The 13,216-nt window shown below is 62.5% G+C and carries 8 protein-coding genes, 1 other RNA gene and 1 pseudogene; 4 read left to right on the forward strand and 6 right to left on the reverse strand.

Annotated features, from left to right (window positions below; translation table 11 throughout):
• Positions 1 to 149: 149 nt before the first annotated feature.
• Together istA and istB are read left to right on the forward strand one after the other, a co-directional pair.
• Positions 150 to 1,382, forward strand: a complete 1,233-nt coding sequence (istA, locus tag DWZ01_RS07715; protein WP_117848555.1) for an IS21 family transposase — start codon at positions 150 to 152, stop codon at positions 1,380 to 1,382.
• Positions 1,382 to 2,155 carry an IS21-like element helper ATPase IstB gene (gene istB, locus DWZ01_RS07720; protein ID WP_117821545.1) on the forward strand — a complete coding sequence of 258 codons (774 nt, stop codon included), beginning with the start codon at positions 1,382 to 1,384 and terminating at the stop codon, positions 2,153 to 2,155. Before istA ends, istB begins: the two co-directional genes overlap by 1 nt.
• 150 nt (positions 2,156 to 2,305) lie before the next feature.
• On the opposite strand, the pseudogene DWZ01_RS07725 reads toward istB, so the two are convergent.
• The 4 genes and pseudogenes from DWZ01_RS07725 to DWZ01_RS07740 all read right to left on the reverse strand — a co-directional run.
• Positions 2,306 to 3,010, reverse strand: a pseudogene (locus tag DWZ01_RS07725) (transposase); the annotation flags it as partial.
• 534 nt (positions 3,011 to 3,544) lie between these two features.
• Entirely contained in the window at positions 3,545 to 4,096 is a 552-nt protein-coding gene (gene bilS / locus DWZ01_RS07730) for a flavodoxin family protein BilS (protein ID WP_117848556.1), read from the reverse strand.
• A 111-nt stretch (positions 4,097 to 4,207) separates the two neighbouring features.
• Positions 4,208 to 6,067 (reverse strand): ABC transporter ATP-binding protein, encoded by a 1,860-nt coding sequence (locus DWZ01_RS07735; RefSeq protein ID WP_117848557.1) that lies wholly within the window; start codon positions 6,065 to 6,067, stop codon positions 4,208 to 4,210.
• Complete coding sequence (locus tag DWZ01_RS07740; RefSeq protein ID WP_117848558.1) at positions 6,068 to 7,912, reverse strand: ABC transporter ATP-binding protein; 1,845 nt, start codon at positions 7,910 to 7,912, stop codon at positions 6,068 to 6,070. It lies immediately after the preceding gene.
• A 433-nt stretch (positions 7,913 to 8,345) separates the two neighbouring features.
• Here DWZ01_RS07740 and DWZ01_RS07745 point away from each other — a divergent pair, with 433 nt between their 5' ends.
• Together DWZ01_RS07745 and DWZ01_RS07750 are read left to right on the forward strand one after the other, a co-directional pair.
• Positions 8,346 to 9,197, forward strand: a complete 852-nt coding sequence (locus DWZ01_RS07745) for an LPXTG cell wall anchor domain-containing protein (RefSeq protein ID WP_199412416.1) — start codon at positions 8,346 to 8,348, stop codon at positions 9,195 to 9,197.
• Between the two features lie 434 nt (positions 9,198 to 9,631).
• Positions 9,632 to 10,513, forward strand: a complete 882-nt coding sequence (locus tag DWZ01_RS07750; RefSeq protein ID WP_147332640.1) for a hypothetical protein — start codon at positions 9,632 to 9,634, stop codon at positions 10,511 to 10,513.
• 350 nt (positions 10,514 to 10,863) lie between these two features.
• On the opposite strand, the gene ffs is transcribed toward DWZ01_RS07750, so the two are convergent.
• Positions 10,864 to 10,959, reverse strand: an RNA gene (ffs, locus tag DWZ01_RS07755) — signal recognition particle sRNA small type.
• A gap of 453 nt (positions 10,960 to 11,412) precedes the next feature.
• Entirely contained in the window at positions 11,413 to 13,194 is a 1,782-nt protein-coding gene (gene tadA / locus DWZ01_RS07760; protein WP_117848561.1) for a tRNA adenosine(34) deaminase TadA, read from the reverse strand.
• Positions 13,195 to 13,216: the final 22 nt, after the last annotated feature.

A 13,216-nucleotide genomic window follows, 5' to 3' on the forward strand; every position in this document is an offset into this window, starting at 1 on the left:
TGTTAGCGCTAATCTAAAATTAACCACTTTCGCAAACGCATCTCGCCGAATGCGCTAACGCGCTTTCGCCGACCCCGCTAACGTACTTTCACCAACTGCGCTAACGGAACTATGCTCCGATCGGGTATCCGACCCGGGAGGAGCGGGATATGGAGCGAAACGTAATGGGAGAGCTGAACGTCTACAGGGGGTCCGGCGCGAAGCCGAACTTCAGCGAGATCGCGAGGAGGCACGGCATGGACCGGCACACGGTCGCCAAGTACTGGCGGGAGGGCGAGTCCGCCGCCGACGGGAGGTCCGCGAGGGGCAGCGCCTTCGACCCGCTCGAGGAGGTGATCCGCGCGAAGGCCCAGCTGCCCGGGATGACCAAGATGGCAGTCTACGCGTTCCTGCGCGAGGGCCGCGGGGAGGGGCTGCCCGGGTACGGCGCCTTCACCGCGTGGTGCCGGGCCCGCGACGTGCCCTTCGGGGGCGCGGGCGGCCGCGAGCCGCACCCGCGGTTCGAGACGCCCCCGGGCAGGCAGCTGCAGTTCGACTGGAAGGAGGGCATGAGGCTCGTCGACTCGGAGGGCGAGGTCTTCGAGTTCAGCGTGTTCACCGCGACGCTCGGCTACTCCCGGAAGCACCGCTTCATACCGGTCAGGAGCCGCACGCTCGACGACCTGCTGTCCTGCCTGCTCGCCACCTTCACCCGCCTCGGCGGCGTCCCGGAGGAGTGCATCACGGACAACATGTCGTGCCTGGTGACCGTCTCGGGCCGCAGGAGGACCAGGCAGGAGAGGGCGTGGCGGTTCGCGCGGGAGGCCGGCTTCGAGCTCAGACTCTGCGCGCCGCGCTCGCCGCAGACCAAGGGCAAGGACGAGTCGGCCAACCGCTTCCTGAACCGCCTGCTCGCCTACGGCGGCGAGTTCACCGGGTGGAGCGGCCTCGCCGAGGCGGTGGCCCGGGTCGAGGCCCAGGCCAACTCGGAGCCGAACCGCACCACCGGCCTGCCGCCCGACGCGCTGTTCATGCGGGAGAAGGAGAGCCTGCGGCCCATCGGGAACCTCCGGCTCCTCGAGTCGATGGTGGGCGACGTGAGCGTCCAGACCGTCCCGCCGACCATGCTCGTCAGGGCCGCCGGCAGGGAGTGGTCCGTGCCCAGGCGCTGCATCGGCCGGCGCGTGAGCGTCATAGCGATGCCCGGCGGCCAGGTCGTTGTGAGGATGGCCGGCGAGGAGGTCGCCGTCCACGACGCCGCGTCCGGGCCGTCGAGGCCCATCAACTACGACCCCGACCACTATGGGCAGGCCCTCGAGGGGAAGCGGGGCCTGGCCGACGCGGACATCGCCGAGGCCGCGCGCGCCAACCTCGCGCTGCTCGACTCGCTCGGAGGGGCGTGATGGGCGCCGTCGCGGAGGGCAGCCCCTCGATCAGGGCGCAGGCGAACCTCTCCGCGCTCGGGCTGCACGAGATGGCGGCGTCCCTGCCCGACTACGTGAGGATGGTCGCCGCGGGCGAGCGGGGCTTCGCCTCCGCCCTCGAGGAGATGACGCGCGTCGAGGTCGCCGCCCGGGAGGTCAGGATCACCAACCAGCGCATACGTTCGTCGGGGTTCCCCTACGTCAAGGGGCTGGCGGACTTCGACTGGGACTTCCAGCCGTCGGTCCCGCGCGCAGAGATCGAGGAGCTCGCGACCCTGAGGTTCGTCGAGCGGGCCGAGAACGTCCTGCTCGTGGGGAGCCCCGGCGTGGGCAAGACGCACCTCGCCGTCGCGCTGGGCATCGAGGCCGTCAGGGCGGGGCGCGAGGTCAGGTTCGTGGACTGCGCCCGGCTCGTCGAGGACCTGGAGGACGCCTCGTCGCGCGGCATCCTCAAGAAGAGGCTCAAGTACTACGCCCACTCGAGGCTGCTGATCATCGACGAGCTCGGCTACCTCGACGTCGGCAGCGCGGGCGCGGACCTGCTGTTCCAGCTGATATCGACGCGCTACGAGCAGCGCTCGACGATCATCACCACCAACGTGGGGATCAGCGGCTGGGGCAGGGTGTTCGGGGACGACGTGGCGGCGAGCGCGATCGCGGACAGGGTGTGCCACCACTGCCACCTGGTCAAGATAACCGGCAGGTCCTACAGGCTGAAGGACCTGCCGAGGGACGGCCCCGTCAAGCCGTGACCGGAATCGGTGAAAATACGTTAGCGCAACCGGTGAAACCGCCTTTGCGCGAACGGCGCGCCTGTTTAGCGAAACTGGTGAAAAATAGATTGACGCTAACACCACGAGCCCGGCGTGGCTGTCGGAGACCACGAGGCGAACGCCGGCCAGCCCGCGCTCGCGCAGCCCGCCGAGGAATGCCGCCCAGGAGTCCTCGCTCTCGGTGTCGACCACGTCGCAGCCCAGGAAGTGCTTGCGCCCGTCGGCGCCCAGCCCGATCGCGGTCACGACGCCCTGCGAGACGACCGACGAGCCGACCCTGCAGCTCATGTAGGTGGCGTCGAGCCACAGGTAGCAGCACGGCGTGCCCGACAGGTCGCGGCGGCGGAACTCCGCCACCTCGGCGTCGAGGTCGGAGCAGAGGCTCGAGACCTCCGAGCTCGACAGCGAGGATATGCCCAGCTTGGACGCCACGCGCTCGACCTTGCGGGTGGACACGCCGCATACGTACATCTCCTGCACGATGGCGGCCACCGAGGTGTCGACGCGCGACCATCGCGCGAGCATGCCCTCGGGGTAGTAGGTGCCGTGCCTGAGCTTGGGTATCTCGAGCTCCACGTCGCCCACGGCGGTCTTGAGCGACCTGGGGCGGTAGCCGTTGCGGCTGTTCTCCCTGCCGTCGCTGCGCTCGTTGCGGCTCGCGCCGCACATCTGCTGGGCCTCGGAGTCCATCAGCGCGTTCATCACGCTGCCCAGCACCCTGCACGCGAACTCGCGCGCGTCGCCGCACTCCTGCCAAAGCCTCGCCGCCTCGAGGGCCTCGTCGCGGCCGAGGCGCAGTACACTCTCTTCTTGGGGCATCGCCTTTCCTTCCATTCGTCACCTTCGTTACTCCAACGACGAATTCTAGGCGGTGTCCCCTCCCTTTCAAGAAAGGGCGGAGGCAGGGCATGCCCCGCCTCTTACACCACATCTCTGTGCGCTACCCTAACCCCCTATGCAATTCGTCCATAGAGGGTTAAATATTTTGAAAAACCAAGATATCGTACCCCCCCCCCCACATTAAAAATAAACTGCTGGAAGTACCGTTTATTTTTAACCCTCTTTTTGCAGCTTTATGACAGCCCCATCTAATTCGCAGCCCATAACCCTCTGAAAACCGTGTCCCAAAATTCGCTTGCGAAACGGGATGCGGTTTCCGCTTGTGGCCCCGTTGGGAAGCCACATCCCACTTCGGCCGTAAATTCCGGGTCGCGCTTTCCGCCAGACCCCTCAACCGGAAACCACATCCCATTCCAGAGGCAAATTCCGGGACTCAGCTTCCGCAACCCCGTGTTAAGAAAAAAGCCTCGAGAACTTCGAGGCTTTCACATTTGTATTGTTTTGCACGAAGGACCGCGAACGGCGAAGCTACTCGCCCAGCACGGCCTTCTTTGCAGCTGCAGCCATGTTGTCCAAATCCTCCTTGGTGGGGTGATCCTTCGCGGCAACCCAGTTGTCGAGCAGCATCTTAAATCGGGCGTTTTCGGGATCTTGCTCGAGCATGGCCTCGTAGCGCTGCTTAACCGCGGGACCCATCTTGCCCTGGCACATCGCCCAGCCCGCAAGCTCGGCATCCTCGGCCAGATTGGAAGTTACGCGGTCGACAATCTGCTGGTAATAGCTCTGGTCGGCCCCAAAGCCGCAGGTGCCAAACAGGAACACGCGCTTGCCGTGCAAGGCGGAGAGCAACGCCGCCACCGAGGGCGTGCTGGCACCCTTGTCGCACCAAAAACCGACAAGCACCGTATCGGCAGCGCAGGCACCCTCTGCCTCGTGCGCGACCTGCTCCGGATCTGCATCATCGCTCAGCGCGGCGGCATGGATAAACTCGACGTCTGCAGCCTGCAGGGCGCGCTTGATCGCCCCCGAAACCATCCTGGTATTACCGCTCTTGCTGTTAACCACCATAGAGCATGTCATAGTCACGTTGCCTCGTTTCCCCCGAAACTCGAGCCATTAATGCAATTTGTTAAAAGCATATCTTAGTACTAACGACGCAGATGTAAACCATCTGCCGCTAATCGGCAGCCCCTACTGGGCAAACTGGCTGCGGTAGAGCTCGGCGTAGAAGCCGCCTGCCGCTAGCAACTCGTCGTGCGTGCCGCGCTCGATAATCTGGCCGTCGCGCATAACCAGAATGCAGTCGGCATTGCGGATCGTCGACAGGCGGTGCGCCACCACAAAGCTCGTGCGGCCAGCCATGAGCTCGTCGAATGCCGCCTGCACCTGCAGCTCGGTACGCGTATCGATGCTCGACGTTGCCTCGTCCAGCAGCAGAATCGCCGGATCGGTGAGCATGACGCGCGCGATGCACAGCAGCTGTTTTTGACCTTGGCTAAACGTGCCGCCGTCCTCGCCGATCACCGTATCGTAGCCGCCTGGCAGCTGCACGATAAACTTATGCGCATGAGCGCGCTTGGCGGCCTCGACAATCTGCTCGCGCGTGGCATCCGGGCAACCATAGGCAATGTTTTCGGCCACCGTGCCCTCGAACAGCCAGGTGTCCTGCAGCACCATGCCAAAGGCACGGCGCAAGCTCGAGCGCGTGTAGTCACGCGAGGACTTGCCATCGACCATGATGCGTCCGGCATCGATATCGTAAAAGCGCAGCAGCAGGTTGATGAGCGTCGTCTTGCCGCAGCCCGTGGGGCCGACCAGGGCAAAGCGCATGCCGGGTTTAGCCTCGATGCAGATATCCTGCAGCAGCTTGCGGTCGGGCACATAGCTAAAGTCCACATGCTCAAAGATCACCTCGCCCTGAGGAGCAGCAAGCTCCACGGCATCTGGCGCGTCGGGCTCCTGCTCGCGCGCATCGAGCAGCGCAAGCATGCGGCGCGCCGAGGCGTACGCGGTCTGGATCTGCGTAATGACGTTGGTGACCTCGTTGAACGGCTTGGTGTACTGGTTGGCATAGGACAAAAAGATCTGCACGCCACCCACCGTGAGCGCCGCCGGCACGCCCGTGATCACGCCCACGCAGCCGATCACAGCGACCACGGCATAGATGATGTTGTTGATAAAGCGCGTGCCGGGGTTGGAGAGCGAACCCATAAACTGCGCGCGCTCGCCCGCGGTGTAGAGCTCAGCATTGAGGGCATCGAAGCGCTGCTGCGCGTTTGGGCCGTAGGCAAAGGCGTCCACGAGCTTTTGCTCGCCTACGTACTCCTCGATATGACCACCGAGCTGCCCTTGAATGCGCTGCTGTGCCGTGAAGCTCTTGTTGGAGAGCTTGGCAATGGCACCGGCGGCAAAGATGGAAAGCGGCGTGACGAGCACCACCACGAGCGTCATGGTCAGGTTAATGGAGAGCATAAACGCAAGCGTGCCCACGATGGTAATAACACCGGTGAAGAGCTGCGTGAAGCCCTGCAGCAGACCGTCGCCCACCTGATCGACGTCGTTGACCACGCGGCTCATAAGGTCGCCGTGGGCGTGGCTGTCGATAAAGCTGAGCGGCATACGGCTGAGCTTGTCGCTTGCCTCCACCCGCATGTCGCGCACCGTCTCGTAGGACAGGCGGTTGACGCAATAGCCCTGCAACCACTGGAAGGCCGCGGCTCCCACCACAACGAGCGCGAGTTTGGTGACGAGCGGCAGCAGTGCATCGAAATCCACCTGGCTCGCGGCAACAATCAGGTCGATGCCCTCGCCAATGAGAATAGGTGTGTAGAGCTGCAAGATAACGGAGATGGCGGCACTCACAAACGACGCCGCAAACGAGACGCGGTGCGGGCGAACATAACCCATCAGGCGGCGGGTCACCGCGCCCACGGGATAGCGCTCGGGATCGCCGGGCTGGCGTGGGCCGTCACCCAGGTCGTTGAGCTTGTCGTTGCCGGACACATTGGCCGTCATCGTGGCGACCGAACCGGAAGAAGTGTACGGATTCATCTAGCAGCCCTCCTTTGCGCAGACGGATGCGGGGACGGTTGGGGTGGACGCGGGCGCCGCACTCCCCCGCCGACCCTCGAGCTCCTCGCGGCGCAGCTGCGACTGGCAGATCTCGCGGTAGAGTTGGCAGCTTGCGTACAGCTCATCGTGCGTGCCCAGGCCCGCGACCGAGCCGTGGTCGAGCACGCAGATCATGTCGGCATCGCGCACGGTCGAGACGCGCTGGCTCACGATGACGGTCGTCAGCGGCAGCCCGCCCTCGGCGGCACCGCGCACGCTGCGCTCGCGGATGGCATGGCGAAGCGCCGCGTCGGTCTTAAAGTCGAGCGCCGAGGCGGAGTCATCCATGATTAGGACCTGTGGAGAGCCCACCAGGGCACGTGCGATGGTCAGGCGCTGGCGCTGGCCACCGCTAAAGTTCTTGCCGCCCGCCTCGACCGGGGCATCCAGGCCTTGGGGCTTGTTGCGCACGAATTCGCTGGCCTGCGCCATATCGAGCGCCGCCCAAAGCTCCTCGTCGGTCGCCGCCTCGTCGCGCCAGGTCAGGTTACTGCGGATGGTGCCGCTCACCAGCGACGCACGCTGTGGGACAGTCGCGACCACATGGCGCAGCTGGTCGAGCGGCCAGGCGCGCACATCGGCGCCCATCACGCTCACGCTGCCGACGCCCGCATCGTACAGGCGCGGGATAAGCGAGACGAGCGTGGACTTGCCGCTGCCCGTGCCGCCGATAATGCCAAGCGTCTTGCCCAGCGGCAGTTCCAGGGTCACGTCATTGACGGCGTTGGCGGCGCCTGCGCCAAACGAAAAACTCGCATGGTCAAAGCTCAGCGCGGAGGTCGGAGCGACATTGCCCGGCTCGGGCAGCGCGACCGGCTGGTTGCCCTCGTCGGTGATGCTCGGCACGCAATTGAGCACCTCGTTGATACGTGACGCACTGGCGCTCGCCTTGGTAAAGACCACGACCAGGTTGGCGACGTACACGATGGAGGTCAGGGTCTGCGTCATGTAGTTGACGAACGCCATGACCTGGCCCTGCGTGAGCTCGCCCACGTTGACCTGGATGCCGCCCACCCACAGGATGGCACACACGCCCAGGTTCATCACAAGAAACGTGACGGGGTTGAGAATCGACGAGAGCTTGCCCACCGCGATGGCAGTATTGGCCTGGTCATCGGCGGCCTGGGCAAAGCGCTCGCGCTCGTGATCTTCACGCACAAACGCACGGACCACGCGAGCGCCCGAAAGGCCTTCGCGGCAAATGAGTGCAATGCGGTCGAGCTTTGCCTGCAGCTGCTTGTAGTACGGAATGCAGCGTGCCATGACAAACCAGAACACCAGGCCGATGGCGGGCGTGCAAATCAAAAAGATGATGCCGAGCTTAAGGTCGATGGCAAGGGCTGCGACCATAGAGCCCACCGCCAGGAAGGGCCAGCGGATGAGCATGCGCACGCCCAGCGCCACGGCGAGCTGAACCTGGTTGATGTCGTTGGTAATGCGCGTGATGAGCGACGGCGTGCCGAAGCGGTCGAGTTCGGCATAGCTCAGCTTGTTGATGTGCTGGTAGAGCGCGCCGCGGATATCAGTACCCATGCCCTGCGAGGTCAGCGCCGCCATCTTTTGGCAGACGAGCGTAAACGAGATACCGATCACAGCCATGGCGCCAAGTACCATGCCATAGTGGACGACGGCACTCACGTCGTGCGCACCGATACCTTTATCGATCATCTGGGCAATCACCAGCGGCGTCAGCAGGTCAAAGATCACTTCGATCAGCTTGCACGCTGGGCCGATCACCATATACCGGCGAAACTTGCCACCAAAACGCCTGAGCAACTCAATCATGTATAGGCGCTCCCTATCATCACTCACACTCAATTCGAACCATGATAGTACGGTTAGCCCAAAAGAAGCGTAAACAACTCGTCATTTCTAATGGGATTCGGTTTCCAGAGAAGCGGAGGGGTGCGCATGCCCGGTCAGCGGCGCGCCAATCGCTTGGTATACTTACAGTAGTGCTACCAGCCGAGCCGCCGACCCTTGAAATGAGGTGCCGAGATGAACGACATTCTCGCAAGAAGAGCAAGACGAGCAACTGTGGGCATCGCCCTTTCCGCGGCGCTTGTCGCGGGAATCGCCCCCCCCCGTAACGGCGATCGCGGCAGAAACCAGCGCCCCCACCGGTGCGGCCGTTTCGCAGACGAGCGCCGCCAACGGCAATTCGGGCGCCCTGCAGACGGAAGATGCGGCCGCCGCAAAGGAAAAAGCGTATGCAGCCATGCAGGAAGCGCTCAAAAACCTCGAGGCCGCAAAAGACGCCGCAAGTCCCGAGAAAATTGCGAGATTCAATGATGACATTGCCCGTTTTCAAGAGCTCCGCGACAAGATGGCGGCGCAAGCCGCCGAATTGAGGGAATCCCTCCCCACCATGCAAGCGGACATCGATGCAGCCCAAGCCAAAACCGACGAGGCCATCAACCGGGTAAGCAAGCTCCAGGAAAAATTAGACATGAAGCTTGAGGAGCTTAAGGCAGTCGAAGCACTCGGCGACGAGGAGCTTGCCGAAACTATTAAACAGCAAATAAAGTCGTTGCGCCAAGAGATCGTAACGGCAAAAGCGCGAGTTGACTTCTGCGAAATGGAGCTCCGCGAGGCCCAGGACCGCCTCAAAAGGCAGGAAAGACAAGTTAATGACTGTGAGCGTGCTGCAGAGAAGTATAAAGCCCATATCGACCGGTTCATAGCCTGGCGAGATGCGCTCCTCGACAATTTGAAAAAAGCGCAAACGGCCTATGACGACGCCTGCAAGGCATACGAAGAGGCAAAGGCCGCGGCAGACAAGGCCACCTCGCCCGAGATAACGCAACCGACCGAGACGACGCCTCCCTCCAACTCGGCGCAACCGGCCGAGGCGACACAGCCCACCGGCTCGTCCGCGACCGGCAAAAATACCCCGCCGAGCTCCACCAAGCAGGCGAACTCGAGCAGCGGCAAGCAAGCAGATACGACCGCCGGCAAGCTCGCGAACACGGGCGACGCAGCGCCGAGCGCAATCGCGCTCGCAGGAATCGCCGCCGCAGGCCTCGGAATAACCGCCGCAGCCACGCGCCGCATCAAGAACTCAAAATAGCTGCCAGCGGTTATTGTCTTCGCCAATCCACAAGCCAAGAGACAAAAAGAGGTCCGTTTCCCCAACCCAGGGAAACGGACCTCTTTACTTGAAAAAACAAATGGTAATGCCGCCGTCTCTTGTACCACGCAGCCATCAATGCCCAGACAACACTAGCAAGCCGCGTTCCTTAAGGGATAGATTTAATGGCTGTTAATCAAGGGGTATACGCGCACACCCGATCAATGGCGGGCAAACTGCCTGATATACTTACATTAGTGCTACCAAGTTAGTCGCCGACCCTTGAAATGAGGTGCCGAGATGAACGACATTCTCGCAAGAAGAGCAAGACGAGCAACTGTGGGCATCGCCCTTTCCGCGGCGCTTGTCGCGGGAATCGCCCCCCCGTAACGGCGATCGCGGCAGAAACCAGTTCCCCCACCGGTGCAGTTTCCTTGCAGACGGAAGATGCGGCCGCCGCAAAAGAAAAAGCGTATGCAGCCATGCAGGAAGCGCTCAAAACCCTCGAGGCCGCAAAAGTTGCCGCAAGTCCCGAGAAACTTGCGGCAATCGATGATGACATTGCCGCTTTTCAAGAGATCTACGACATGGTGGTGACGGAAGCCGCCAAACGGAGGGAACGCCTTCCCGCCATGCAAGCGAACGTCGATGCAGCCCAAGCCAAATACGATGAGGCCCACAGCCGGACAAGCGGCCTTCAGGCAGAATTAGATAAGGCACTTGAAGCACTCGGCGACGAGGAGCCCAGCACAGCTACTAAAGAGCATATTAAGCAGTTGCGACGTGAGATCATGTCGGCAGAAAGGCGAGAGAAATCTTGTGAAGATGATCTTCACTCCTACCGACGCCGGCTCGAAAGCCAGGAAAGACAGGTTCAGGATTCCGAAAGTGAGGCGGAGGAAGCTAAAGCCCACATCGATGAGGACATAGCCAAGCGAGATGCGCTCCTCGACGATTTGAAAAAGGCGCAAACGGCCTATGACGATGCCTGCAAGGCATACGAAGAGGCAAAAGCCGCAGCAGATAAGGCCGCCTCACCCGAGATAACAAAACCCACCGAGACAACACCTCCCTCCGGCTCAGCGCAACCGACCGAGACGACACAGCCCACCGGCTCGTCCGCGACCGGCAAAAATACCCCGCCAAGCTCCACCAAGCAGGCGAACTCGAGCAGCGGCAAGCAAGCAGATACGACCGCCGGCAAGCTCGCGAACACGGGCGATGCAGCGCCGAGCGCAATCGCACTCGCAGCAGTCGCCGCCGCAGGCCTCGGAATAACCGCCACAGCCACACGCCGCCTCAAGAACTCAAAATAGCCGCCAAAGCATACTACCTTCGCCAATCCACAAACCCAGAGACAAAAAGAGGCCCGTTTCCCCAACCCAGGGAAACGGGCCTCTTTAACTGTAAAAATTCAAGCAACAGCACCGCCGCCTCTTGAACCACATAGCCTTCAATGCCCAGACAACACCAGCAAGCCGCATTCCGCAAGGGATAGATTTAATTAGATAAACGCGCCTTTACGGGTGATTTTTGAACGACGGGGCCCGACCGGCGGCGAGGTGTTTGGTAGTCGAGCGATCCCGCAGGCGAAGCCGAGGACCAGCGAGACACCAAATACCTCGCCGCCGGCCGGGCCATGTCGCGGCACCAAAAAACGCCCGTGCGCTCGATGGATTCGGATGCCCGACAGAGGCTCCTTATGGCTGCTTCCTTCCGGACCTGACCAGATTCGGAACATGTCGTCATCCGAACCCATCGAACGCGCTAGGCGCTCGGTATATCTTACCTGCTCCCGCCCGCCAGAGCAAGGTAGCTAATTTGGGACGGAGCTTTTTTGACTACTTTTGCAGCCCGATTGCCAGAGCAGCCAATGAGTAGTCAAAATAGTCCCATCCCAAAATGACCGGCTTGGTGCCGCACCACAGAAAGGGCCCATCTACTACGTTTAGGCCACAGAGGTCAACCATAGCCGACTTTTTCGAAAATCGGCAAGCTTTCTACCTGCGGTTTTGTTTTGCAAATTCCGGAATGGTCGAGGGTGGCCGGTTTAACGTAGTAGATGGCCACGTTTCGTGGCAGGCGGTCCGACCCAAGGCACAAGGCAGCCAACCTCGAATGGACATTCTCGAAGTTGCGGTGGAATACGGACTGAATTGGCACCTTAAAGGCAAAAACACTCCGTATTTCACCGCAACTTATAGGGAGATAGGCCTTAGAGGCGAGCGAGGTCGTAGGATTGGGCGGCTGCCTCGCCGGCACAGATGAGGTTGGTTGTGGCTTCTTGCGAATCGAGTGCCCGTTCCAGGTCCATGGGCTTGCGGCAAATCGGCAAAACCAAGTCAATACCCTGCCCATATACCGCGTCCAGGTTGACGGCGCGACCGCCCACGACGGCGACCACCGGCTTGCCATATCGCTTCGCACGACGAGCCACACCCACCGGTGCCTTACCGGCGGCGGATTGCTCGTCCATATTGCCCTCGCCCGTTATGACCAGGTCGACATCGCGCACGCGCTCGTCAAACCCCACGAGGTCGAGCACCGTCTCCACACCCGAGCGTAGCTCCGCGCCGAGCGCCAGCAACGCCGCGCCCAAGCCACCGGCAGCGCCCGCGCCGGGTACACCGAGCACCGAGCCAAATGTCCGTGCGCCCTCGGGTGTGCGCAACAACCCCTGGGCTCGAGCTCTGGCAATCGCCGCATCGAGCAAGCGACCGTAGCCGACCATCCAGCCGTCGTATCTGCGCAGCACCTCGACATCATCCGCCGGCAGGCCCTTCTGCCCGCCAAACACCGCCAGTGCGCCTCGACGCCCCACGAGCGGATTCTCGACATCCGAAAGCACAACGATGCGAGCATCATCCAAAGCCTGCAGCGCGGGCGCCAAATCAACGCTCGCCACCTGCTCAAGGCCGGCAAGACCGGGGGCGACATCGCAGTCCTGATCATCGACCACACGCGCGCCCAGCGCCTGCAGCATGCCGGCGCCACCGTCGTTGGTGGCGCTGCCGCCCAGACCAATATAGAGTGTCTTTGCGCCCATGCGAACCGCGCGAAGCATGAGCTCGCCCACGCCATAGGTTGTGGCCGCCAACACCGCCGACTCCGTACAAGGCGAATACCCAATGCCGGCCGCCTCGGCCATCTCGATGACCGCGGACTTGTGCTCGACATCAACCAGCATCCGGGCAGACACGCGGTCGCCCAAGGGCCCTGCGACCTCGCAGGTTGAGAGCTCGCCACCGCAGGCGGCAACGGCATCGAGCGTTCCCTCGCCACCATCTGCCAGCGGCAATGCGCGCACCTCGGCATCGGGCCAAACGCGGCGCACGCCTTCGGCAACCGCCGCCTCCGCCTGCGCGCTCGAAACGCTGCCCTTAAAGGAGTCGATCGCCAACAGCACACGGCGGGGTCGGCGGCACGCAGGACCAAAGTCAACCGCCGTGCCAGCATCCTCACCGGCACCTGCAAGCGCTGCGGCGTGAGCGGCGTGTGCTTCAAGATCGGCCCCACAACCGCAATCAGCGCCGCCCGCTCCGCGCAGACCGCCAAAATAGCTACTCAGCAGCTCGCGGCATTCATCCGCCAGGACCCCAGCCGTCACGTTAAACCGATGATTCAGGCGCGAGTCGGCATTCAGGTCATACAGCGAACCCAGCGCGCCCGCCTTGGCATCACTCGCGCCATACACGCAGCGCCCCACGCGCGCGTTGACCATAAGGCCCGCGCACATGCAGCAGGGTTCCAACGTCACATAAACCGTACAGTCGAAAAGGCGCCAGCGGCCAAGCGCCTGGGCAGCGGCGCACACGGCCGCAAACTCGGCATGAGCCGAAGGGTCCTGGTCGAGTTCGCGCCGATTGTGCGCCCTCGCGACGATCTCACCGTCGCGCACCACTACGGCTCCGATGGGCACCTCGCCCACCGCAGCAGCGGCGCGCGCCTCCGCCAACGCCTCGCGCATGAACTTCTCGTCGATTTCGGTGATCGTCATCGTTCGCCTTCCCTGTTGCAAA

Source organism: Collinsella sp. AF28-5AC (assembly GCF_003457875.1).
Taxonomy (GTDB): Bacteria; Actinomycetota; Coriobacteriia; order Coriobacteriales; family Coriobacteriaceae; genus Collinsella.

What these genes read in the sequence shown, in the direction of transcription:
- DWZ01_RS07740 (WP_117848558.1), bottom strand. Translation starts at nt 7,912, where the DNA reads ATGATTGAGTTGCTCAGGCGTTTTGGTGGCAAGTTTCGCCGGTATATG.
- istB (WP_117821545.1), top strand. Translation starts at nt 1,382, where the DNA reads ATGGGCGCCGTCGCGGAGGGCAGCCCCTCGATCAGGGCGCAGGCGAAC.
- DWZ01_RS07745 (WP_199412416.1), top strand. Translation starts at nt 8,346, where the DNA reads ATGCAGGAAGCGCTCAAAAACCTCGAGGCCGCAAAAGACGCCGCAAGT.
- DWZ01_RS07735 (WP_117848557.1), bottom strand. Translation starts at nt 6,067, where the DNA reads ATGAATCCGTACACTTCTTCCGGTTCGGTCGCCACGATGACGGCCAAT.
- istA (WP_117848555.1), top strand. Translation starts at nt 150, where the DNA reads ATGGAGCGAAACGTAATGGGAGAGCTGAACGTCTACAGGGGGTCCGGC.
- tadA (WP_117848561.1), bottom strand. Translation starts at nt 13,194, where the DNA reads ATGACGATCACCGAAATCGACGAGAAGTTCATGCGCGAGGCGTTGGCG.
- bilS (WP_117848556.1), bottom strand. Translation starts at nt 4,096, where the DNA reads ATGACATGCTCTATGGTGGTTAACAGCAAGAGCGGTAATACCAGGATG.